Below are 23835 nucleotides of genomic sequence, written 5' to 3' on the forward strand. Positions count from 1 at the left end.
GTTCCGCTCTTCCAACCGCAGATTTCCGGACGGATGCATGCTCTCCAGATAGTTTTGTTGGTATTTCATCCTCGGAGCTTGAGACTGGTTATCTTTATTAATTTCTGATAACGCGAGGTAGTAACTTGACAGCCAAGCCACTGCCGCAGCACAGAAAAAACCAAACTGAAATTTCTGAGAAAATAATAACGATGCAGCGCCGGAAAGCATCAATTCTCTATTTAGCCTTTAAAGGTAAAATCTAAGGAGGGAGTATGGCATTCGACGCCACTGTGTTTGAACAAAAAGAGTTTAGAGAGGCAATCAACAAACTTGAAGAGCTACTCTCACACTCTAAGGCAATTTTGCTTGGCGCTGGGGCTAGTTCTTGCGCAGGGTTACCATTGACGGATCATCTTACCGAAAGGGCGCTACAAAGTGCGTCACTCTGTGATGACTCAAAACAAATTTTGACTGCCATACAAAATTTTTTTGCTGGGGCAAATCCGGCTTCGCATATAGAAGATTATTTAAGCGAGCTTGTTGATTGGCTTGCCATTACGGCTCGCAGAGCTAACCGTAATGTTCCAAATAGTACGGTTGATATTGATGGTGTTGAATACAGTAAAGACCAGCTAATACAGACCATCAAAGAGATAAAACTCGCGATTTTTGGCGAGATTAATATTGAAGTTGATTCAGCTATGCATGAACGTTTTGTCCAGGCTCTTCACCGGCCTCTTCGGGATGGCAAAGATAACTACAGTACTATTGATTACCTGGTGATGAACTACGATACGTTAATAGAAGACGCCCTAGCGCTCTCTCAACTTCGGTACGCCGATGGCTTGGAAGGTGGTGTATCAGGATGGTGGAACCCTTCAACGTTTGAAGATGGTCATTTGGACGCACGTGTATTTAAATTGCATGGTTCAATCAATTGGGCAGAACATTCTTCTTCATTCACTCCGTTACGAATTGCTCCGCATTTGAAGCGCAACCAAGAGCAGCCCACAAAGATTATGATTTGGCCTGCATCGACTAAGTATCGTGAAACTCAGCTCGACCCCTATGCAAACTTACTGCATCGAGCGAGAGCGGTCTTAACTCCAAAAGGTGGAAGCCAACGTGTTTTACTGATCACTGGCTATAGCTTTGGTGATGCGCATATCAATCTTGAAATTGAGCGTGGCCTGAGAACTTCAAACGGTGATTTGACTGTGATTGCGTTTACCAGCGACGACGAACCTAGCGGTGTGTTGCAGGCTTGGTATCAAGATAATTCAATCAACGAACAAGTACTTATTTTTGCCGACAAAGGTTTTTTCCACGCAGAGAAGAAGGCCTTATCTGTCAATAGCATTGAATGGTGGAAATTTGAAAACCTAACTGAGATTCTTGAAGGAGGTATTTGACATGGATAATAAGTATATAAAACCCATTAAGAATCTATCTATCGGAAAAATTATCGAAGTCGATGGATCACGTCTTATCGCCGAGCTCGATCCCGCTATTTCAGATCTTTCTCGAGTTTTTGCAGGCGAAAACTACCCTATTGGGCAGTTTGGTTCAATTATCAAAATCCATTTTGGTCACCGTTCTATTTATGGCTTAGTGAGCCGGCTGCGCATGAAGGCCGATTATCAGATAGAAAAGGGTTTGCCTGTTGCCTCTTCTGATGAGCGTATTATTGAAGCAGATTTGTTTGGTGAGGGTGAATGGCGCAAGAAGGGGGAGGATGAATTTACCCTTGAATTTGAGCGCGGTGTTGCCACTTACCCACTGCCACAGCAAACCATTTACCTGACACCCAAATCAGAGCTTAGGTTTATTTACGGTGACGCCAAAGGTGCCGTTATTCAACTTGGCGAGCATGTTGGTTCAGGCGGTGCCCTTTGTTACGCAGAGCTGAACGAGTTGTTAGGCAAACATACTGCCATTCTTGGTTCCACCGGAGCCGGTAAATCAGGCACTGTTGCGGCAGTTATTCACAGTATTCTCGAACGTGGCCAGATAGCCAGTCATGAACACTGGCATCCGCAAATTATTATCCTCGACCCACATAATGAATATGGTAAGGCGTTTCCAGCACACCGACGCTTATCGACCGATGAGGGGTCACTGAAACTACCGTATTGGTTACTCGATTTAGAAGAGTCACTGAGCTTGTTTATCGGCAAGACTGAGTTTGCAGCAACGTCACAATCAAACATTGTTAAGAATGCCCTGATTGCTGCTCGTGAGGAGGCGGCTGAAAAATTAGGGCTTGATAGGAGCTTGCTGACAGTTGATTCACCAATTCCTTATGTTATCGGTGACAGTAGTGGGCTGGATAACTTCGGCAAAAAAGATGATGAGTTGTATACAGAAGGATTAATTGGAGCAATTAATCAACAGCGACCATCAAATAAATCGCAAAAAGATCACGAAGATTACAATAAAGTTATTCGAAAGATTGATTCCTTGCTAAAAGACGGTCGACTCAAATTTATGATGGAAAGTTGGGATGAAGCTGAAGATCCATTACCAACAATCGTCAATCAATTCTTAACGCAGCAAACCACAGTGCAAATTGTTGACTTGTCTGGTGTACCTAACGAAGTGGCTGGTGTAGCTAGCGCTGCCATCGCTAGAATCGTTTTTCAACTTAAAGTCTGGCAAACCGAGGCCGAACGGCAAAATAGTCCTGTACTTTTGGTGTGTGAAGAGGCACACCGATACGTACCAAATCGTGGTGAGGCACAGTATGAGGCTGCTCAATCTGCAGTTCGTCGAATTGCCAAGGAAGGCCGAAAGTATGGCGTAGGTCTATTATTAGTCTCGCAGAGGCCGAGTGAAGTTGAAGCGACCGTTCTGTCGCAATGTAATTCATGGATAGTACTTCGAATAACTAATGATGCCGACCGCGAGCATGTTCGCAGCGTGTTACCGGATTCGATGTCCGGCTTAACAAAAATGCTTTCAGGTTTAAGACGTCAGGAAGCTATCTTTGTTGGTCAAGCAGCCACGTTACCTACTAGAGTCATGATTCGAAGTTTGTCTGAGGATCAATTACCCAGATCAAATGACGTTGATTTTGATACGGGCTGGCAAAGTGAAGCATTGACCATAAGCCAAATTAGCGCGGTAGTTCGGAAGTGGCGTTATCAAAGTAAATAAGAGCTATTTGTTGTATGAGCCGAATGGCGAATGTAAAAACATACCAAGTATTCTGCTCGAAAATTGAATCTTATCAACAAAGTTGGGAGACTTGAATGGTGAGTCTTTTGGTCAGTTTTATTCAATAAGCATGCTGATAAATTAATAACTATTTGATTTAATATGATATTAAAAATTAATCAACAAGCAAATTCAAAACCTCGAGTAACTCTTGCCTCTATAATCTCTCTTTATTTGGCTCATTCTGTGAGCCAAATAACCTGCTTATTCGGCTCACGTTCTAAAAATAGAGAATAACGAGTCATTATTAGCAAGTAGTGCAGCACAACAAAGCTTTATCTAGCTTAACAACAACCACACCCCACCAAGATACAGCACCGTAATAAGTACGCTTTCCAGACCAATACGGCCGGGCCCCTCGCGTTCACGCCGAATGAGCCCCATGATAAGAATGGCTGACATTAACAGCGTCAAGCACACCCAGAACAAGGTACCGTCGGTCATTGTGTGATAAATCGATCCGTCGCGGTAGGCAATATCCGATGCGGCGGTAAATAAGGTATCAAAGGCATTACCACCGATAATACCGCCTACGGCCAAGGTTAATGCGCCACGGCGAACGGCTGCGACGGAAGTGACCAGTTCGGGAATTGACGTGCTAATAGCGGTTAGCATAACGCCTACTATGGTTTGGGTCAGTCCTGTCTCTGCGGCAATGACAGTTGCTGAAGGCTCCAGCATGTAACCGGCAAAACCGAGCACGACAAACAGCACAAGAAACTCACTTGTAAGCCTTACCATTGACGGCATAAGCTTTATGTCATCCGGCTTATCTTCACGCGTTTCGCGAGTTTTGGTCGGAGCCCACATGGGTGCATCGTGCGCCCGGTGCACAAGGTGAATACCGTAGATATAAACAAGAAACAGTATGGGCGTGACAGGGTGTAACCCCCAGACTGTGACATTAGGCAAAAGCGGAGTCATGAGAATAAGCGAAAGCAGAACAATAAGCAGTGCGTTCTGCATCATGTTCGGCACCGATGCTGCGGCGTGCTCGAGGTTAGCGCGCCGGTAGACCATATCGGCCACCGCCAGGAAAAAGGTTTGTACCGCAATGCCGCCCAGGGCATTACTCATTGCCAGCTCTGCATTACCGTTCCATGCCGCGGTAACCGACAACACGGAGCCGCCAATGGAAGTTGTACCGCCCAGTAACACCGCACCTGCTGCGGCTTCACCGATACCGGTGCGATCGGCAAGCTGATCGACAATACGTGTAATGCGGGTTCCGGCAATAGCTATAATCAGAGCGCAAACCCCAAATACCGCCAGTCCTTGAAATAACGTCCAGTTATCAGGGTTTAACAAATGCCAATGCCCCTTACTACGACTGATAAAATGAGTATAGCTAGCTAAATAGGCGGGTCAAACGTCAGGCAAGGCAACATTGCTGCTATTAGGTTATCCTATGGCTAGAAAGGTATTAAAGGTGTTTATATGCGAAAAACGGACAAAAAGCTGGAACGAGAGATCATCCGCGAATTGACTGAGATGTGCGAAGCGGCGAAGTTTGAACATGAAGGCTTTATTTGGCTCACGCATGAAGTGAACTATCAGCGCTTTTCGCAAAGTTTGAAGGTGACGCTTGTGTTTAACGAGAGCGTAAGCAAGGATGTATTGCTTGCCGAATTCCAGGCGTTAATTCCAAAAGTACAGTTGGCACTTGAACCTGTAATAGGTCTACTCTTACCTGCGGCTCAAATTGAAGCCTGTCGGGAACACACACTGCAGTAAATGAAAAGGATTTACCATGCGCCATTTAGCTTACTGTTTCATACTCTTATGCTTTTTCGTTTCTACTCCCAGCCTGGCGGATTCTGAACGCTCGGAACGGATTAAGCAATTTATTGCAGCGTTTAACGCGCACGATGCAGAGCTAATGTCACAATACGTGACCGACGATATTCAATGGCTGTCGGTAAATGGTGACAGAATTGTGGTTGAGACGAGTGGGAAATCAGACTTAATTAAAGCAATGGGAGAGTATTTTGAATCCTGCGCTTCCTGCCAAAGCGAGTTGGCGGACATAACCGTATTGGGCCGCCGCGTTAGTACAATAGAAGAAGCAAGCTGGCGGCAGAACGGAGAGCTAAGGTCGCAGAAGAGTCTAGCGATTTACGAGTTTAATAATAGTCTCATTCGTCGCGTTTATTACTTTCCTGCAGAATAATGGCCTTCAGGCGTCCGCCGTTTAACGCAGGCACACTAACTGGCTCGACTGACCTTAACAATTACCCCTGCGGTCGAGCTTGCGTTGACATCCTGTGCTACAACAGATATTAGTTTTACAAACCTGACAGGAGAGAACTATATGTTTGAATATAAGAAAATTGCGCTGGCTGTCTCGCTGGTGCTAATGACGACCGCTTGTTCAGACGCTTCCAAAGAAGAAGCGACGACGGCAAATGCTCAGTCTCAAACCGCAACGTCTGAAGACACGACTCAGAATGCTGAACAGACTGAATCTGAGAAAGCCAATAAGCTGTTTGAAGACATTTTTATGGAAAATGTCATGCGCAGCCCAATGTATCAGTCTTACCTTGGTATTAAGGAAGACCAGGACAAATGGGACGATATTTCTGAGGCGAGCGCTAAAGAAGAGCTGGCTCTACAGAAAGAGCAGCTTGAAAAAGTAAAAGCAATTGATGAATCGAAGCTAAATGAGCAGACGAAAATCAGCTGGATGCTGATGAAGCAACAGCTGGAACACGACATCGCTGATTTCAAATGGCGTTATCACAACTACCCGGTTAATCAGATGTTCGGTCTGCACTCAAGCGTGGCGTCGTTGTTGATAAACCAACATGGCATTAGCGAAGTGGACGATGCAGAAGATTACATTGCCCGTCTAAATGGCTTGCCGGGACTATTTGATCAACTGGCAGAGAATCTCGAACTGCGTGCAGAAAAAGGTATTATCGCGCCCAAATTTGTCTATCCGTACATAATTAGCGACAGCAACAACATCATTACTGGTGCGCCGTTTGATGATGGCGAACCCAGTGCGTTATGGGAAGATTTTTCGAAGAAACTCGACAGTTTGGATATTGACGACAGTCAGCGTGAAGAGTTGTTAGATTCTGCTAAAAAGGCCATGCTGGAATCGGTAAAACCAGCCTATGAGAGCTTAATCAGCTCCGTTGAGGACATTGCAGAACAAGCGAACACTAAAGATGGCGCCTGGAAGTTCCCAGATGGCGAAGCGTTTTACAATAACGCGCTGCAGCGTACCACGACGACTGACCTTACCGCAGAAGAAATCCATGAAATTGGCTTAAGTGAAGTAGAGCGCATCCATGAAGAAATGCGCGGTATTATGGAAGAAGTGGGTTTTGACGGTACGCTGCAAGAGTTTTTTGTGCACATGCGCAATAGCGATGAGTTTATTTATCCCAGCACCGAAGAGGGTCGTCAGCGTTATTTAGATGAAGCGAAAGCGTATATCGACAATATGCGTGGGCGTTTGGACGAGCTGTTTATTAAGAAGCCAAAAGCGGATTTAATTGTAAAAGCGGTAGAACCTTTCCGTGAGAAGTCTGCGGGTAAAGCTTTCTATCAGCAGCCATCAATGGATGGAACTCGTCCGGGTACGTACTATGCGAACCTTTATGATATGGACGCGATGCCAACTTATCAGATGGAAGCTCTGGCGTATCACGAAGGAATTCCGGGACACCACATGCAAATTGCGATTCAGCAAGAGCTGGAGGGGATTCCTAAGTTCCGTCGCTTTGGCCGTTATACCGCTTACAGCGAGGGTTGGGGACTATACACCGAGAAGTTACCAAAAGAGATTGGCCTTTATGAAGACCCCTACTCCGACTTTGGCCGTTTAGCAATGGAGTTATGGCGAGCGGTTCGTTTGGTGGTTGATACGGGTATTCATGACAAGAAATGGACGCGGGAAGAAGGTATTGACTTCTACGTGACCAATACACCGAACGCGAAGTCTGACGCGGTGAAAATGGTCGAGCGCCATATTGTTATGCCAGGCCAGGCAACCGCCTACAAAATTGGCATGAACAAAATTCTTGAGTTGCGTGAAAAAGCGAAATCAGAACTTGGCGAGAAGTTTGATATTCGTGAGTTCCATGACGTTGTGCTTGGCAGTGGTCCAGTACCTCTGAACATTCTGGAGCAATTTATTAACGACTACATTAGTGAAACGAAAAGCTCTTAGAAGTAGACTTTAAAATGGCAATAGCCGTGTCTTATTCAGCGCACCACCCATATCAGGGTGGTGCGTTTTTATACCAACTATTTACTTAATTGATTCCCGCCTTTCCTCTTGGCGCGGTACATCGCCTGGTCAGCTTGGTTTATTAAGGTGTCTATGGTGTCGCCATGTTCGGGCCATAAAGCCATTCCCATACTGCAGGTAATGATTTCGTCTCCATGCGGCAGTTGCAATGGAACCTGCATTGCCTGACAAATTTTGTCCGCCACTGCATGTACTATGCCGACGCCCTCGTCTATTACCGGAATGGCATCAATAAGCACCACAAATTCATCGCCGCCCAGTCGGGCCACTGTATCGGTTGCGCGGACGGCACAGGCAATACGCTGAGCAACTTCTTTCAACAAGTGGTCACCTGTTGCGTGACCGTGCTCGTCGTTAATGAACTTGAATTTATCGAGATCCAGATACAGTAGCCCTAAGCTGGTACCGTCGCGTGCCGCTCGCTTCTGAGCTGTACTAACTCTGTCATACAACAAAGCTCGGTTAGGTAGTTGCGTTAACGGGTCAGTGAGCGCCATATGCTCCAGACGGGCAATGAGGTTTTCGCTCTCATGTTCCAGCTGCTTTTGCTTGGAAATATCGCGAGCAACAGCCACTCTTCTTTGATCTCGCTCGGACCAACGAGCCGACCAAAGTATATGGGCAATGGAACCGTCTTTGCGCTGGTAACGGTTTTCGAAATGCACCACCGGCTCGCCGGAATTTATTTGCTGTGCTATAGCCATTGTTGACTGATGATCGTCGGGGTGAATGAAGTCGAACATGGAATGATCGATCATTTCGTCTGGTGTATAACCAAATACGCGCTGAGCGCCGGGGCTTAAGTAACTAAAACGGTGCTGCTGATCGACTACGCAAATAGCGTCGAGCAGAAGATCCATGTACTCGGCGAGTTCTGCAAATGCAGTTTTGTTCATGAGTTGGCCCCGTTCTTCATTGGAATTATAGCCATCTTAATGGAAGCGTTGCCATAAGTAACCTGTGATGATGTTGTGCGGTTCTTTAAAGATATTGAAAGAATTGAGTGAAGTCTTAACTTCTGTGCTATTCATTAAGTAGGTAATTTCAACTGAGAGTAGCGTTATGAAACAGACATTTTATTCCGGTTTGGTTTTAAGCGGCATATTGTTATTGGCGGGCTGTGCATCGCCTACTTCCTCAGTACTGATTGGGGACGCTCGCCCTGAAATTCCGGTTGAACAAGTTAAGGTATACGTGGAAAAGCCGGAAAGCTACGAAGAAATTGCGTTGATAGAAGCGACCAGTGATTCGTCCTGGAGCTTTGGTGAACAGGCTAAAGTAGAAGCTGTATTGCAACGCCTAAAAGAAGAAGCTGCAAAGGTGGGTGCTAACGGTGTTTTACTTGAAAAAACAGGTGAAAAAGAAGGTAACTCTGTTTATGTGGGGACTGGCGCAGGCAGCTATTCTGGCAACGTTGGCTTCGGTGTCAGTGTGGGTAAAGCCTTTGGACTAACGGACAAAACCGGAGAGGGCATCGCTATTTATGTAGAACCCAATGAAAAGGATGCCGACCCGGTTGATAAGCAAGAATAAAATCGACTTGCTAGCTGCGTGCAAGTATAGGCTTGCGCGGTTAACTTGCAGATTCAGGTGCAACCTGAAGTGGTATTTAATTTACTCCTGACCTATTTGCATTTGTATTCGAATTGTCATTGGTTTGTCGTTTTGTGGCGGATAACGCCAGCGCTCAAGGGCGGCAATTACAGCTTCATCAAAGATACCTGCTGGCTCTGAATCTACTACGCTGATATCAGTCGTGCTACCGTCGTTTGAAATAGTAAAAGACAGGTCAACGTAGCCTTCAATATTATCCTCCACCGCTTTTTTCGGGTAGCTTGGCGCGATCCGCACAATGGGGGTTATCGATTTATTATCAACTTTAGCTTCGGTTTCGTTTTTTTGTGAGTGAGCAGGAATGTGCCACAAGATCGCTAATGAACAGGCGAATAAGCTACAGATAACTGCAGGATATCGGCGAGTTGTGTGACGATGTTTGAGGTGAGTTAAACGTTCTTTCATCATGGTAAAGCTCCCTTGTTGATAACCATAATGAGTACTACAGGGGCTTAGTGAAATTAAACCTCTATCTCGGGGAAAAGGTTGGTTTATGGTGGTTTTAAGTAAGGCCTCAGCGTATGCCGAGACATTCGTTGACGTTGTTTTGCTGGCGCCGTTAAGCACATCGGCATCACAGGCAAGCTCCTGATCTGCACGAAAGCGGCGGTAACTTAACCACATTAATGGATTAAACCATTGTGTACCGAGCAATAACCAGGCAAGCAAATTAATTCGAGTGTCTCCACGACGCCAATGCATAATTTCATGAGTTAGAATTAGGCGGCGCTCAATAGCGGAGTAGCTAGAGTAAAAGCATGCAGGCAATTGTATCGTTGGCGCAAATAGTCCAAAAACTCCCGGGGTCTTGATTTGTTTGTTGCGTCGGACTTTTAGTGAACCTAAACGAGCACTTTGTTGGCAAGAGAGCGCAATCGCTTCAATAATTAGGAGTACGCTCATGATGACTGTGCCGGTGAACCAACTCATCAATATAACCGACTCAACTTCAGTCAAGGAGTCTGCAAGAGCCGTTTGGTTCTGGGTTGTAAATTCAATAATGGTTGTAATATTAGGCATTTGTTCGATGTTTAACAGCAAAACGCTGTTGGCGGTCATCGATGCTATCAGTGGGCTTAATAGAGTTAATATCGCAATTAAGGGCATGATAAGCCAGAGACTATATAGGGTTTTTGGACCTAAAAACCGTAACAAAGGCTTATGTAAGACGAGTAAAAATAGGCATCCGACAGAAGTCGCGATGGTATATCCCAGCAACAGGTCAATCATTGTTTTGCTCCTGCTGTTCTTCCCACTCAGCGATGATGCGCTTTAGTGATTCGACATCGTCCCGGCTTAGGTCACGTTGTTGAGCAAAACCGGAAACTAAACCCGAGAGACGACCAGAAAAAAGTCGGTCAACGAGAGTTGAGCTGACACGCTTTTGATAATCCTGCTGATTGACTCGCGGGGAGTAGCAGTAAGCCCGTCCCGACTTTTCAAAATCAACTGCCCCTTTTTTAACAAGGCGACTTAGCAGCGTTTTGATGGTTTTTTCGTGCCAGTCATGTGTTTTTTGTACATCGATGACGATATCTGCTGAAAGGCGTGGTGATGACTCCCAGAGTACTTTAAGAATAGTGAGTTCGGCGTTCGAAATATCGATGTTTGAGTTCATATGATTGCTTCCTTTAAGACTACAAGTGTAATCTTCAAGAGTTAAAGATTACAGATGTAGTCAAAAAAAGCAAGTTTTTACATGGATATTTAAATTTAGAGGCGCGTTATGCTCTAGCTGCGTGACAGAGTCTTAATCAGATGCCAGCCGAACTGAGTTTTGACCGGCCCGTGTACCTCAAGGGTGGGCTTGCCGAATACCACTTTGTCAAAAGCAGGAACCATTTGGCCACGGTTAAACTCGCCTAAGTCGCCGCCCTTTTTGCCGGAGGGACAAAGTGAGTGCTTACGTGCTAACTCAGCAAACTTAGCGCCCTGAGCAAGTTGCTCTTTGAGTTTTTCGGCTTCGTCTTTGGTTTCTACCAAAATATGTAATGCGTGTGCTCGTGCCATTCTTTACCTCCGGTGGCTATCCGCTTTATTCAGGGACTTCGGTTGCGTTCCAGTTAACGGCCTGCCAGCGACCATCGCGCTCAATCAGGACACCGGTATTGTAATAGTATTTTGTCACTTTTCCTTCTTCTTCGGCGGTTAGTGTGAAATTAAATACCACGGTATCGCCAAACTGTTTTACTTCAATGTCTTCGGCACCGTACCAGACTTTTACTTCATCAGGGTCTTTAGCTTCAGCCTTCTTCATGCCGGACATAAGGTGTTCTTTGCCAAAGCGGTTCCCACTGGAGCTGGTGTAGGTGAGCTCTTCCGCCCAGAACCGGTCGTGGGCTTTTGGTGAATTAATGCTGGCGCCATAGAGAAAGCCTTCCACCGCTTTCGTTGTGGCTTCTTCGACACTGTCTTGAGCTAAGCTTGTCACGCTGAATAAAAGAGTAAAAACGATCAGTAAGTATCGCATTGTCATGATTCCTTTAAGTTATGCCGTTGTTTTCGGTATGCTGTAAGCATATGGCAAGCTCTCACGTACAGCAAACAGGTTTACAAATGCTTATCAAACAAACGGAACTTCAGTTACGAGCCCAGTCGCGAGGTTTTCACCTTATTACCAGCGAGGTTGAGCAGGCTTTATCGCAGCTTGGGTCGGTGCAGGCAGGGCTGCTGCATGTGTTTATTCGACATACGTCGGCGTCGCTGACCATTAATGAAAATGCGGATCCAACGGTCAGGCAGGACTTTGAAAGCCATTTCAATGAAATGGTACCGGAGAATGCGCCCTATTATCGCCATACGTTTGAGGGGCCTGATGATATGCCGGCGCATTTAAAATCAAGCATTCTTGGTAGCAGTCTGACTGTTCCGGTTACCAATGGTGGTTTGAATATGGGAACATGGCAAGGTATATACCTATGTGAACATAGAGATCATGGTGGCGCCCGTACTTTAGTTTTGACATTGCAGGGTGAGTGAGGGGTAGCGAGTACTCACTTAGCCAAACCTGGCAATAAGAAAAATAAGCGCTAAAGCAGCAATCACCCCGACAATGGTGAAAATGCCGTGCTTGTAGATACGCTGGTCTTTCTGTTCTGTCGTCATGTTTTTTCTCTATGCTGATAATTTACGCATTGCCCATAAACCAATAACTGGGCCGGGCAGTAAAAGCCAGGTAACCCATTCGTTATGTATAGACCACAAATTACTGGTTAGCCATATGGCCGGTAATGTTAATGAAAACCCAATAGCATTCATTATGGCCAGCGCAGAACCAATATTTTCTTTGGGGGCAAACTGAGCGGCCAGCGCTGAAAATTGCGGAGAGTCAGCAATAACCGTAAGGCCCCACAACAGCAATAAACACACAAGTACCCAGGCGGGAAGCTCTGTCATTAAAGGGTATAGTAAGCAAATGGCACCGGAACTGAATAAAGCCAGTCGGGCAACGCGTAAACCACCTATGTTCTTACTCATGATGCCGCCGCCAATACAGCCCAGGCTGCCAATAGCAATAATACTAAATGCCAGCCAGGGTGCCGCGCTTAATGGCAGGTTTAGACTCGCTAGTGGGTGCAATACCAACAACGGTGCCAGCATCCAAAAAGCGTAGAGTTCCCAGGCATGACCAAAATAGCCTATTGCTATGGCACGAAATTCAGATTGGGTTAGTGCACGTAATCCGGAACGAAAAGTGTGGGGTGTCGTTACGCTAGGTAAATGAGGCCCACTACCAAGCCAACCCACTAATAAACCGCCAAGCAATGCTAGTAGCGAAGATGCCAGCAGTGGTATCTGCCAGGAAAAGTCCAGGGTTATGCCACGCATGAGGTGGGGCAAAGCCGTGCCCAGAGTCAGCATGGCTAGGAGCCAGGCAAGTGCACTGCCTGCATAGCGGGGTACCCAGGATATCACCAATTTCATTCCCATTGGGTAAATTCCGGCTAAGCACAGCCCGGTTAAAAAGCGCAGTAACCAGGCGATGCTGGCAATATCAACGGTTAGGATAAACAGCGCATTAACAGCTGCACCAACGATGCTTGAGAACAGGAAAATTTGGCTGGCCCGGTAGCGATCAGCCAGTCCGGTTAATGCCAGTGTCAGAGTACCGATAATAAAGCCCAGCTGTACGGCCAGAGTTAGGGCGCCTAAGTCTGACTCAGTAAGTTGCTGTTCTGCTGATAAAGGAAGCCAGACACCGTTAATGCTGAACCACAAAGACGTGCCCAGTAATTGCGAGAGAATAATTAAAGGTAAGGCAAGTTTCTGGTGCAGTTTGGTATTGCTTAGCATGGTGCTGTTAATTGCATCTTATGGGAGGTTATTTTCTATTGGCCTTACATTACCTTAGTCAACGAACTAATGCGACGTTAGGTTTTTTTCTGTGATAATTTACGTTGAAAATCCCACTATTCAGACAAAGAGCGATGCTAAAGAAAGCTGAAATCAACGAATTAAAAGTGGCACTGACCTGGCCTGAGAATGCTGCCGAGTTTCGCCTGTGGTTTGGCGATAAAGTTCGGTTTGGCAGCCCGGCAGAGGCTATTTGGCGACAGATTAAAGGCAATGAACGCGGGACTTTTGCGTTTTATCAGAATGAAGAGCTGGTTGGTTTTTCTCAGGCCTATGAAAAAGTAAAGAACGGTATTCACGTGGCGTGCCTTATTGTTAACCCAAAAGTTAGAGGCCAAGGCGTCGGTCGGTTGTTTGTAAAAGCATTGCTGGAGTATGCCTGGGCACAGGAGAAAATCAGATTTATTACATTGAATGTATATCCTGAAAATACCCCAGCCAGGTTGTTATACAAAAGCTTTGGTTTTAAGGAAGTTAGTGATAATCAGGACATGATTGCTATGAGCCTGAGGGAAAGGAAATAAAAAAGGGAGCAAAATTTGCTCCCTTAAACTTCGGTAACGATTAAACCATTGGCTTCGTGCTTTTACCGCTTTCGCCAGTTCTCCGCCACAAGCTGGTAATGCGAGCAGAGCGGACAATAAGCCAGGTCATGGCAAATAATCCAATACCTAACCCTAACGCTAACCAGCGGTTATAAATAGTGGCTGAATAAACTCCGCCATTACCAACCGGAACAACTTCAGGTGGCATTAACGGGAGGCCGTGTCGCTCAGCCATGGTTTTGATACCAATGAAGTGAATGCCGGGAATGTCTTCCTGCAGGAAGTAACCCATGACGGTGTCTACTGCAAAAGCTCTTGATGGAGCATCTTTTTGCAGGCCGGATTTGAACATGTCATCAATACCCGGAGGGCCGACAATAGTTGCACCTCCACCCACGTTAACGAACGCTTTGTATTGGCGGTCGGCTGAATACTCTCGAAATATAGCAATACGATCAGCAACCGCTTCCTGGTAATTAGCCGGTTCAATGAGGCTAATTCCTGAATTTTCAATGCTGTTGCGTATCGAGTTGATGCCTTCTTCAGGAATACCAATACCGCGGTCTTCTATACCGCCGATAGACGCATAAACCGGTTTTAATGTCAGTACTCCGGCTTCACGGAGTTCGCGCTCCATATCGAGCCACAGAAAGTTGGGCACATTAGCCCCCCACTGCGACGATGAGGCGGATGCAATAATGACGGCTTCAGCCCCCATCGCTTCAATGGCGGAATATACGGCAAGGTTTAATGCAGGGAAGGAACCCGATACGGTGACGGCAACCAAGTCCCCTTCTTTCACACCGGCATCGGCCATTAGTTTAACTGCAACGGCAGCCCAGTTAGGGTTCACTGTTGTTTGTTTCGATTCACGGCCACCATGGTTGGTCGTTACAATGCTATTTTCTAAACCAACGAATCCGGAGCGTTGAGGATCAAACTCCGGGTTAATTGGTGCTAATTGAGCGCGCAGTGGTTTCAGTACCTGCATGCCTTCACGCATTATCTTCGATGCGTTGACCATAGTAGCGTAGTTGTCGTCAACAATAGGATCTCGCTGCTTCACGTTTTCCGCAGCCACCATCACAATAACGGATAATACGATAAGAAAAATTAATCCCCAGGTTGGTACGCCCGAAGAACGCCAATAAATCTTTGTAAAACTACTCATGATTCGTCCTCCTGTTACCAGCCGGGCATCTTAAATGCTTGGCTTGCTTCGTACATTTGCAATGATTCCGGCATAATCACAATAAGCGCCAACCGAACCAGTACTGCGGTTACTGCTAGCCCGCACAGGGTTTGAAGTACGCCCTGTCGGTCAAACCAAATGGCGATAAGTCCGGGAATAATGTAGCCGATAATGCTGCTTTCCATAATGGACATCATAAAGCTGGACTCAAGTGTTGCGATTTGAGCTTGGGCGTTATCTCCTCCGGCAATCATTTGTAAATCGACCCAGTTAACCAGGTTACCAAGAAATAAGTCCATTAAACCGGCAATTAAATAGCCAGTGAGAATCATGATAATGGTTTGGCGGCGGCCGTAAATAATGGCGAAGCTGGCAATAATTCGGACAATTAAGTAGGTTATCAGTGCGGCAACCAAGGTAATGGCTAAACTTAAAGGGTCAGTCAATTGCAGTGCAACGTAGCCGGGAACGACAAGACCACCCGCGGCCAGGCCCAGGGTCTGAGTAAGTAAAAGCGTAAAGAATAAGCCGATTCCGATGGCAACGGCAAGAATGTTTAATGCAATCATACGTCTTCCTCCTTGATTGCCCGGTTCTGGAAGAAGCGAGCGACTTCTTCGCCACCACCATGAATATTGCACATGCCAACAACCAATGCGCTGCTACCAGACTCTTCTAAAATGGTTTCTGTAATTTCTGTCATATGAGCATTTTCCATGACCAGTAATTTCTCGGGATCCAGGCCGTATTTCACGGCATTTCGCACAAAGATAAAGGTGCCTGAACCCATTAATAAGTATTTATCAGCTTGGCTCCATTTTACCGCGTCTTCGGCCATTTGCTGGGACCGGTGCGGGCGGTCTGCCCGGCAATTAATCAGAACGATTTTGCGCCGATCCTCACCATATTTTTCCAGCATATTCTCCCAAATACGACCGGTAGATTCGGGATCATTGGCCGCAAAAGCGTTAACGAAGACAATTTCCCGTTTGAAATAATTAACATGGAGAACCTGCATAGCACCGGCTTCCGGCTCCAGTGCAACCATACCGTCTAAGGCCTTTTCTCTATCGACGCCAAGGTGCTCGCACACATTCAGTGCCAGGGCGACATTTTCAGCGTGCTCTGCATAACGAAAACGCTTCATTGTGTCTTCACTAATGGCGCCAACTTCTTCTTCTGTGACACCATGTAATTCACTTCTGCGGTCATGACACGAGTTTTTAAACACATCAAGTAGGTCACGCTCCGCAGTGAAAAGATCGCCTTTAACCGGGGTGCTGCCTGCCAGAGCCAGTGCGACATCGTTTTCGCCGGGACCCATCACATCAAGATGATCGGCTCGTGCGTTAGTAATGACACCAACCGTTGAGCGTACCATTCGGAGCTCACTTAATGACTGGTACTGCGGTTGCAGTGCCATGCACTCCATAACCACAATCTCAGGCTTTAATGCAGCCATTCTTTTTAGGGTGCGCATTTGTTCAATAATATTCGCGCCGCTGATGCGGTAAATAGGGAATTCTCGACCCTCTGGATCGGTAATTGCGGCAGCTGAGCCTGTTGTTTTCGCACAGATGCGTTTTCCACCGCTACGCAGCCCCGCAGCGATTAACCGGGTAACACTGGTTTTACCACGAGTACCGTTAACATGAACCCGAACAGGGATTCTACGGACAAGTGCCCAGTGCCGAACAGCCTCGAAAATGCCGGCGATGACGAGAACAACCCATAGCGCTGCAACAATTGAGAGCATGCTGGGTATTTCCACGGGAATCCTCCTGAAGGAAATTGTTTAAAACGTGACTATAATTACAGACTACTGGTTAAAAATGCTATTGTTTTTAGGCATCTTTACAAAAGGAAAATGCAAAATGCTGAAACAACGAAAAACAGAAATAAAATGGGGCGTTATTTTCATCATTGCCGGCTTGTTATGGATGTTAGTGGAAAGGTTAGTTGGCCTGCATGACAATTACATTGCCTACCACTCAACCTATACCAACTTCTTTGCACTGATTGCCATTGCGATTTATGTACTGGCCCTCAGAGAGAAACGTGAAAAAGATTTGAACGGATCAATGACCTGGAAGCAGGGTTTTGTCAGTGGTCTGATAATCGCTATTGTCGTGGCTATTCTCACACCAATTAGTCAGTGGGTAACCCACGTTATTATTTCGCCTAATTACTTTGAGAATGTCAGTAATTTTGCAGTAACTCAGGGCGAAATGAGTGCCGAGCAGGCTGAAGTTTACTTTCAGCTTGGTAGTTATATTGTTCAGTCAATGATTTTTGCTTTAGTCATGGGCGCTATTACTGCAGCAATCGTCGCGGTGTTCATGAAAACACCGCAACCTGATACCGATTAATTGGCCTCAAGAATTGGCCGGAGCACTTCTGCCCGGCCATCAATTTCGGTGAGCGTTTGCAAGCCCAGTAACTCTGCCATCATAGGGTAAATATGAATGTTTTCGAAACGCTCAATTTGCTGTCCCTGATTAAATGCCGAGCCCGTAGCAACAAATAGGCCATCCATATTGCGGGTGCCGTAATACCCGTGGGTACCGCCATCGGAGCGCTGTTCTGGTGGTCTGGTCGCAAAACTGTTAGGTGCGTCCGTTGCTAAGACAATAGCAGGCACACGAGGGCTGTTTACAAAGTTTCTCTGTGCCAGCGCGTTCCCGGTTTCTACATAAAAGGGGTGTTTCGTTGTTTGGTTTAAACGCTGACGGAGTGATTCAGTGTCTTCTTCTGACGTATTTTCTTTAGCGTAAATAAGCAAACGGGTTTGCGCGTTAACGACGGTAAACAGGTCAGAATTAATGTTCAGGTCATCCACCTCAATCATCTTTTCGGCCAGTATTGGCGTCATACCATGATCAGACACTAAAACTAAATTCACGGACGCATCCACTTCAGTCTGTAATCTTTGCCACAATTCTCCAATAAGTTCATCTATGTGTTGCACCGCTCCTTTTACTTGTTTGGAGTCCGGACCAAAACGGTGACCCATGCTGTCCACGACAGAGAAGTAGCCGGTAACCAACCGAGGGCGTGCTTTTTCAGGTAACTTGAGCCAGTCGATGATTTGCTCTACCCGCTGGCGGTTAGGCACCGGGTGACTGTAGTGATAAAAGTAACTGGGTGTCCGGCCATTGATGCGGGCATCAGATTCAGGCCAAAAGAAAGTGGCTGCTTTTACTCCCTGAAATTCAGCGAGGTTCCATAAAGGCAACGCGGTTATCCAACTGCTATCCTCTAAACCGTCGCCCATACTGTACTTTTGTTGGCGTTCAGTGTCGTAAAAGTTGTTATCGACCAGGCCGTGATTGGTTGGGTAGCGGCCCGTAATAATAGACAGGTGATTAGGAAAAGTCTTTGACGGATAAACCGGTATTAATCCCTCACTACGCACGCCTTCCTGTGCTAGTTTCGCAATATTTTTAGCGTCGTGTTTTTCAATATAATCGTGTCGAAAGCCATCAATTGAAATAAGCACCACAGTTTGTTCGTTACTTTTACCAAATGTAAACGACGAAAAAAGAACAAGGCATACAACCAATAGGTTTTTCATAATAAGTTCCGGTATCCGATTTCAGACCTTTTTAACAAATTCAGATTTCAGTTTCATTGCACCAATGCCGTCAATTTTGCAGTCGATGTCATGGTCACCATCAATTAAGCGGATATTTTTAACTTTGGTACCGACTTTAACAACCGATGATGAACCTTTAATTTTAAGGTCTTTAATGACAGTGACAGTATCGCCGTCTTCCAGTGGCGCACCGTTGGCATCGCGATAAGTGGGTGCATCGTCAGTTACTTCTGGTTCGTTTTCAGACCATTCGTGCCCGCACTCAGGACAAACCAATAAGGTGCCATCGTGGTAGGTGAAGCTTGATTTGCACTCGGGGCAGGCTGGGAAATCGCTCATGTCATATCCTTTTAAGGCGATGAAAGCGGGCGATTATAGCTCGTAAGCTGGACTTGTCACATCCATTTCATGTTTTACCCTGTAAGATAATAGAGAAGTGGCTGAATCACCAACGAAAGAAAAAAGGCAGTCTATGAATCAACAACTTGTGCGTTCCACCTCTATGGAGGGGGCTATTGTTTTAGGGTTGGGTTCCATTTTGGGTACCGGTGCGTTCGTTAGTGTCGGTATTGGTGCGGATATTGCCGGTGGTGCCGTTTTATGGGCCATTCTCATTGCGGCAGTAACGGCCTTATGCAATGGCCTGTCTTCGGCTCAGTTAGCTTCCGCGCACTCGGTAAGCGGCGGCACCTATGAATATGGTTACCGATTCCTGACCCCTGCTTATGGCGTAACCGCTGGCAGTTTATTTGTGGTAGCAAAAAGTGCATCAGCGGCGACCGCTGCACTGGCGGTCGGCTGGTACATGACCAATGCCATGGCAATACCGGACTATTTAGCTCAGTGGATAGCGGCTGCGGTATTGGTGCTGTTTACGTTATTAGTACTGGGGGGCGTTAAGCGCACAAATTGGGTTAATGCAGCCATTGTTACGGTGAGTATAGTGGCTTTGTTGGCTTTTATTATTAATGGACATCAACAGACCGCCGTTGTTGTTGAGCGGGCTTCGGTAGAATGGTGGCACGTGTTGCAGGCGGCAGCTCTGCTCTTTGTTGCCTACACAGGCTACGGACGTATTGCCACCATGGGTGAAGAAGTGCAAAACCCGCGTCGGGTTATTCCTCTGGCCGTCGTTTTAACTCTGGCGGTTGTGACGCTTCTGTATCTGGGAGTGGGGAATGCTCTGCTGCGTTTCCCCAGTATAACCAACTTTCAGGCTGAACATTTCTCTTTGGCGAGCTTACTACCCAGTGGACCAATACAATGGTTGGTGACCCTTGGTGCGGTGGTTGCTATGGGCGGAGTTATTCTGAACTTAATTTTAGGAGTGTCACGGGTGGTTTTGGCCATGGGGCGTCGCGCTGATTTGCCCATGCGCTTTGCCAATTTAAACGACCAACAAACCTCGGCGCCACCGGCAACTTGGTTAACTTGTATCGTCATGCTGGTGTTGGTCGCAATTGGCGATATAAAGACCGCATGGTCGTTCAGTGCCTTTACGGTTTTAGTGTATTATGGCATTACGAATTTAGCGGCACTGAAGGTCGCAAAAAGTGATCGTTTTGTGCCTAAGTGGGTATCCATACTAGGTTTAGTCAGCTGTCTTGGGTTGGCCGTTTTTGTTCCCTGGCAGGTGTTGTTGTCAGGGCTTATTTTTATTGTCGCAGTTCTGCTGATACATCAGCTGAGACGCTAAGAGGTAACCATGCGAGATATTGTTATTCTGCACGAGAACGAAGAGTGGCTGGTGCCGCTAAGAGCAGAGTTTGAAAAACGTGGTGTAGAAGCCAAAGAGTGGTTTCTGGATACAGGGGTTGTGCCTTTTACCGATCTTCCGGAAGATGCGGTTTACTACAACCGCATGAGTGCTTCTTCGCATACCCGGGGCCACCGGTTTGCACCGGAACTGACTCGTATGGCGTTAACCTGGCTGGAAAACAGCAACCGAACCGTGGTTAATGGCACCCGGGTGCTGGCGCTGGAAGTGTGTAAGCTGTCGCAATATGCGGCGTTACAAAAAGCAGGCCTTAATGTGCCGAAAACGCAGGCCGTGGTGGGAAAAGCTCTGCTGACAGAAGCGGCTGAAAAGTTTGCCGAGTGGCCGCTGATTTTAAAGCCTAATCGCGGTGGTAAAGGGTTAGGTGTTATTAAGTTTGATGATGTTGCTGGCTTAAAGAGCTATATAGACAGCGATGATTATGAAGAACCGTTAGATGGTATCTGGCTGTTACAGGAATACATTCAACCAAAGCAGCCGCATATTACTCGTAGTGAGTTTGTCGGACAGAAATTTGTTTACGCGGTTAACGTTAATACTGAACAAGGCTTTGAGTTATGCCCTGCCGATGTGTGCAGTGTAGATGATGCGTTTTGCCCAACCAATGAAGCGCCTGTTGATGACAGTCAGCCCAATAAATTCACTATTACGCCGCGCTTTAATGACCATGAAATTATTTTTGCGCTGGAAGCCTTTTTGAAAGCCAATGATATTGATGTGGCCGGTATTGAGTTTATTGAAGACGCAAAAGGTGAACTGTACGTTTACGACGTGAATACCAACACCAATTATAATCAAAGTGCAGAGCGTGAAGCGGGTGTTAAAAAAACCGGTATGGGTGCGTTAGCAGATTACCTTATTCGTTTAGCTCAATAAGGTTGCCCAAAAAAATGGCCCCATAAAAATGGGGCCATAACAAATCCAGGGAGGGATTGGTTTTTAGAAAGAGTATTCCACACCCAAAGACGCTGTTTGAGGTTTGTTCGGACGCGCACCATGTGGTGAGCGAGCAACAATCTTCTGTTGGTCGAACAGGTTCTCAACTTTGAAGTAAACTGCCATGTTGCTGTCCACTTCATAACGGCTGACAAAGTCGGTCACAAACAGTGATTCGGTTTTGTTAAAACGGCTGTTGTCGCGGTTACAGCCAACAGAAACACACATTTCATCAATGTATTTACCGACCACGTAATTTACCCAGCCTTTGTTGTTATCTAGCGCAACGCGAACACTGAAGGTATTCTGCGGAATGTCATTCAGCTCATCGCCGTCCATTAAACCGGTTACTGCGTTGTTCTGGCTGATTTCACCTTTGGTGTAGGTGTAAGCCAAATCAACTGGCATTAGGAACTGGCCAAGTTCAAAGGTATTGCTTGCCTGTAATTCCAGACCGGCTACCGTTGACTCACCCAGCACATAAGAGCCTGATTCAGAGCCATTGTCGCAAGGGTTTGCAATGGAACATTGTTGTGTGGTGTCGCTAAAGTCGCTGTAGAAACCAATGGCTTCTGCGAAGAAAGAGCCTTGGTTAAAACGAACACCGGCTTCGTAGTTGTTACTGGTCTCTGGCTCCTGGTTCTGGCTAGCTCCGCCACCTAAAGGCGAAAAGCCTTTATGTGCGCCTGCCAGTACCTGCCAGTTATCATTCACGTCATAAGTGAATGATACACCGGGCAACCACTCATCGCTGTCGTTAGAACGCGTGCTGTCCAACTGCTGGCGAGCTGAATCAGCAAATTGATTACGATAAGACTCAACGTCTTCATAACGCAGCGCAAAGTGTACGTTAAGGTTTTCAGTTGCCTGCCACTGATCGGTCAACCAGAAGCTGATGGCGTCAGCGCCTTCTAAACGGTTATTGCCGCCGGTTGGCATGACTTCGCCCTGATAAACGAGGCTACCGTTTACCTGGTCATAAATTTCAACTGGCTGAAAACGATCCATTTCGTCGCTGTGATCGCGAACACCGACTTCCAGGTTATGAGTCCCTAAAGCGAACTGAGCATTGGCTTCAATCCCTTTAGATTCATAGGCGCGGTTGTTGTTCTTGTAGTTTAACCCAGCTTCATCCTGAACGCCGTGTAAAATAGCTAGCGCATCGGCGTCGCCGTTATTAGCCGCGCTAACGTAAGCATTGCCGCCATCCAGCTTGAACCAGTTACGGGCAAACTCATTATAGTAGCCCAAAACATTCAAGGTCAGGTTATCGGTTGCTTCAAAGGCGTAGTTTAAACTGTAGCCTTTGTGCGAGTTATCCATCTGATCAATTTCAGAAAGTCCATAACGACGGTTTTCGTTTTGAGCGAAATCGGTATCGGTCAGGCCAAGGTAAGTTTCATTGGAGATTTCTTCGGAGTACTGCACTTTAGCCAGTAAACTCTGACGCTCGCCTGTCCACTGAAGCTTTGCAACGTAGTCTTCAATATCAAAGCCGGCATCACGACCACTGCGGTCAATGTCCTTAAAGCCGTCGCTGCTGCGTTGCACGGTTTCTAATAAAAAGCCCCACTGACCTTCAGTGCCGCCCACGTGAGCGTGAATGTCACGACTGCTGTTTTCACCAAACTGAGTCAGAACCTGGCCGCTAAAGTCCGCTGGAATAGGGGTTGTCACCAGGTTTAAAACGCCGCCGGTTGTCTGTGGGCCGTAACGCAGTAAAGGAGCGCCTTTTAATACTTCAACGGATGACATACGGAAGGTGGTCGGGAAGTAATAGGCAGCCGGGTTTGAATAAGGCGCCGGAGCCATCATCACACCGTCTTCCAGCAGAGTGACCTTGCTGACACGGCCAGCTGTTGCCGCGCGGATACCAATGTTTGGACGCAGGCCCTGACCATCTTCTTCACGGACGTAAATGCCCGGAATGGTTTTCATCAGTTGGTTGATGTCGCTTGGGACTTCAATGCGCATTTGCTCTTCGTCAATAACGGCACTTGAACCGGCTACATTGCGGGCTTCTGTTTTACTGCCAATGATTTTAATTTGTTCGATATCAGTATCGACAGCGGTATTTGCTAAAGCCGGAGCGGCAAAAGCTGTCAGTATGGTGCTGGCTAAGATTGTTTTCTTCATAACGGGCTCGGTTTACCTTTTTTGAAAAGTAATTTTAGTTTTAATGAATTAGGTGGTGGGAATGATAATTAAAATAAGAATGATTCGCAATAATGTTTTAGTATTCTTTTTGCTTTACGTCGCTGTTAGGTTGTGGTCTTGTTGATTTGAAAAAGACAGGCAAGAATGAATGCAATCACCAGCACATTCTATAGAATCATACTTCAACGGCTAACAATAACAGGATGG

At 46.5% G+C, this 23835-nt stretch carries 24 protein-coding genes; 11 read left to right on the plus strand and 13 right to left on the minus strand.

Annotated features, from left to right (window positions below):
- The first annotated feature begins 254 nt into the window (after positions 1-254).
- Together CWI78_RS10695 and CWI78_RS10700 are read left to right on the plus strand one after the other, a co-directional pair.
- A complete protein-coding gene (locus CWI78_RS10695; RefSeq protein WP_126782799.1) occupies positions 255-1394 on the plus strand; it encodes an SIR2 family protein in 1140 nt (379 codons plus the stop codon).
- 1 nt (position 1395) lies between these two features.
- Complete coding sequence (locus CWI78_RS10700; protein ID WP_126782800.1) at positions 1396-3138, plus strand: ATP-binding protein; 1743 nt, start codon at positions 1396-1398, stop codon at positions 3136-3138.
- Positions 3139-3477: 339 nt separating this feature from the next.
- Here CWI78_RS10700 and CWI78_RS10705 read toward each other — a convergent pair whose 3' ends face one another.
- A complete protein-coding gene (locus tag CWI78_RS10705; protein WP_126782801.1) occupies positions 3478-4506 on the minus strand; it encodes a sodium:calcium antiporter in 1029 nt (342 codons plus the stop codon).
- 129 nt (positions 4507-4635) lie between these two features.
- Here CWI78_RS10705 and CWI78_RS10710 point away from each other — a divergent pair, with 129 nt between their 5' ends.
- From CWI78_RS10710 to CWI78_RS10720, 3 genes are all read left to right on the plus strand, one after another.
- Entirely contained in the window at positions 4636-4932 is a 297-nt protein-coding gene (locus CWI78_RS10710; RefSeq protein ID WP_126782802.1) for a hypothetical protein, read from the plus strand.
- Between the two features lie 16 nt (positions 4933-4948).
- Complete coding sequence (locus tag CWI78_RS10715) at positions 4949-5368, plus strand: nuclear transport factor 2 family protein (protein ID WP_126782803.1); 420 nt, start codon at positions 4949-4951, stop codon at positions 5366-5368.
- A 141-nt stretch (positions 5369-5509) separates the two neighbouring features.
- Positions 5510-7378 carry a DUF885 domain-containing protein gene (locus CWI78_RS10720; RefSeq protein WP_126782804.1) on the plus strand — a complete coding sequence of 623 codons (1869 nt, stop codon included), beginning with the start codon at positions 5510-5512 and terminating at the stop codon, positions 7376-7378.
- Positions 7379-7455: 77 nt separating this feature from the next.
- On the opposite strand, the gene CWI78_RS10725 is transcribed toward CWI78_RS10720, so the two are convergent.
- Entirely contained in the window at positions 7456-8355 is a 900-nt protein-coding gene (locus CWI78_RS10725; RefSeq protein WP_126782805.1) for a diguanylate cyclase domain-containing protein, read from the minus strand.
- 166 nt (positions 8356-8521) lie between these two features.
- Here CWI78_RS10725 and CWI78_RS10730 point away from each other — a divergent pair, with 166 nt between their 5' ends.
- Positions 8522-8992 (plus strand): hypothetical protein, encoded by a 471-nt coding sequence (locus CWI78_RS10730; RefSeq protein ID WP_126782806.1) that lies wholly within the window; start codon positions 8522-8524, stop codon positions 8990-8992.
- A gap of 81 nt (positions 8993-9073) precedes the next feature.
- Here CWI78_RS10730 and CWI78_RS10735 read toward each other — a convergent pair whose 3' ends face one another.
- The 4 genes from CWI78_RS10735 to CWI78_RS10750 all read right to left on the minus strand — a co-directional run bounded on the left by CWI78_RS10735 (position 9074) and on the right by CWI78_RS10750 (position 11543).
- Entirely contained in the window at positions 9074-10303 is a 1230-nt protein-coding gene (locus tag CWI78_RS10735) for a TonB family protein (RefSeq protein ID WP_126782807.1), read from the minus strand.
- Positions 10296-10691, minus strand: coding sequence for a BlaI/MecI/CopY family transcriptional regulator (locus CWI78_RS10740; RefSeq protein WP_126782808.1), 396 nt, complete (start codon positions 10689-10691; stop codon positions 10296-10298). The genes CWI78_RS10735 and CWI78_RS10740 overlap by 8 nt, the downstream gene beginning before the upstream one ends.
- Positions 10692-10804: 113 nt before the next feature.
- Positions 10805-11083, minus strand: coding sequence for a peptidylprolyl isomerase (locus CWI78_RS10745; protein ID WP_126782809.1), 279 nt, complete (start codon positions 11081-11083; stop codon positions 10805-10807).
- Positions 11084-11108: 25 nt separating this feature from the next.
- Positions 11109-11543, minus strand: a complete 435-nt coding sequence (locus tag CWI78_RS10750) for a nuclear transport factor 2 family protein (protein WP_126782810.1) — start codon at positions 11541-11543, stop codon at positions 11109-11111.
- 86 nt (positions 11544-11629) lie between these two features.
- On the opposite strand from CWI78_RS10750, the gene CWI78_RS10755 reads away from it, so the two are divergent.
- Positions 11630-12052 carry a secondary thiamine-phosphate synthase enzyme YjbQ gene (locus tag CWI78_RS10755; RefSeq protein WP_126782936.1) on the plus strand — a complete coding sequence of 141 codons (423 nt, stop codon included), beginning with the start codon at positions 11630-11632 and terminating at the stop codon, positions 12050-12052.
- 135 nt (positions 12053-12187) lie between these two features.
- Here CWI78_RS10755 and CWI78_RS10760 read toward each other — a convergent pair whose 3' ends face one another.
- Entirely contained in the window at positions 12188-13366 is a 1179-nt protein-coding gene (locus tag CWI78_RS10760; protein WP_126782811.1) for an MFS transporter, read from the minus strand.
- Between the two features lie 134 nt (positions 13367-13500).
- Between CWI78_RS10760 and CWI78_RS10765 the strand changes: the two genes are divergently transcribed.
- The gene (locus CWI78_RS10765; RefSeq protein ID WP_126782812.1) at positions 13501-13950 is read left to right on the plus strand and encodes a GNAT family N-acetyltransferase; all 450 of its coding nucleotides are present in this window, start codon (positions 13501-13503) and stop codon (positions 13948-13950) included.
- A 40-nt stretch (positions 13951-13990) separates the two neighbouring features.
- Here CWI78_RS10765 and pgsW read toward each other — a convergent pair whose 3' ends face one another.
- From pgsW to pgsB, 3 genes are read right to left on the minus strand one after another with little or no spacing between them, the layout of a single operon-like run.
- Positions 13991-15142, minus strand: coding sequence for a poly-gamma-glutamate system protein (pgsW, locus tag CWI78_RS10770; RefSeq protein WP_126782813.1), 1152 nt, complete (start codon positions 15140-15142; stop codon positions 13991-13993).
- 14 nt (positions 15143-15156) lie between these two features.
- Positions 15157-15732, minus strand: a complete 576-nt coding sequence (pgsC, locus tag CWI78_RS10775; RefSeq protein ID WP_126782814.1) for a poly-gamma-glutamate biosynthesis protein PgsC — start codon at positions 15730-15732, stop codon at positions 15157-15159.
- Positions 15729-16934: a poly-gamma-glutamate synthase PgsB gene (pgsB, locus tag CWI78_RS10780; protein WP_126782815.1), complete on the minus strand. Its 1206-nt coding sequence runs from the start codon at positions 16932-16934 to the stop codon at positions 15729-15731. The genes pgsC and pgsB overlap by 4 nt, the downstream gene beginning before the upstream one ends.
- A 103-nt stretch (positions 16935-17037) precedes the next feature.
- Here pgsB and CWI78_RS10785 point away from each other — a divergent pair, with 103 nt between their 5' ends.
- On the plus strand, positions 17038-17532 hold the full coding sequence (locus tag CWI78_RS10785) for a DUF4199 domain-containing protein (protein ID WP_126782816.1): 495 nt from the start codon (positions 17038-17040) through the stop codon (positions 17530-17532).
- Here CWI78_RS10785 and CWI78_RS10790 read toward each other — a convergent pair.
- Positions 17529-18737: an alkaline phosphatase family protein gene (locus tag CWI78_RS10790; protein WP_126782817.1), complete on the minus strand. Its 1209-nt coding sequence runs from the start codon at positions 18735-18737 to the stop codon at positions 17529-17531. The genes CWI78_RS10785 and CWI78_RS10790 overlap by 4 nt on opposite strands.
- A 21-nt stretch (positions 18738-18758) precedes the next feature.
- Positions 18759-19097, minus strand: coding sequence for a zinc ribbon domain-containing protein YjdM (locus CWI78_RS10795; RefSeq protein ID WP_126782818.1), 339 nt, complete (start codon positions 19095-19097; stop codon positions 18759-18761).
- A gap of 133 nt (positions 19098-19230) precedes the next feature.
- Here CWI78_RS10795 and CWI78_RS10800 point away from each other — a divergent pair, with 133 nt between their 5' ends.
- Together CWI78_RS10800 and CWI78_RS10805 are read left to right on the plus strand one after the other, a co-directional pair.
- Positions 19231-20454: an APC family permease gene (locus tag CWI78_RS10800; protein WP_126782819.1), complete on the plus strand. Its 1224-nt coding sequence runs from the start codon at positions 19231-19233 to the stop codon at positions 20452-20454.
- A 9-nt stretch (positions 20455-20463) separates the two neighbouring features.
- The gene (locus CWI78_RS10805; protein ID WP_126782820.1) at positions 20464-21411 is read left to right on the plus strand and encodes an ATP-grasp domain-containing protein; all 948 of its coding nucleotides are present in this window, start codon (positions 20464-20466) and stop codon (positions 21409-21411) included.
- A 63-nt stretch (positions 21412-21474) separates the two neighbouring features.
- Here CWI78_RS10805 and CWI78_RS10810 read toward each other — a convergent pair whose 3' ends face one another.
- Positions 21475-23607 (minus strand): TonB-dependent receptor family protein, encoded by a 2133-nt coding sequence (locus CWI78_RS10810; protein WP_126782821.1) that lies wholly within the window; start codon positions 23605-23607, stop codon positions 21475-21477.
- Between the last annotated feature and the right edge of the window lie 228 nt (positions 23608-23835).

The organism is Idiomarina ramblicola (assembly GCF_003987255.1).
Lineage (GTDB): Bacteria > Pseudomonadota > Gammaproteobacteria > Enterobacterales > Alteromonadaceae > Idiomarina > Idiomarina ramblicola.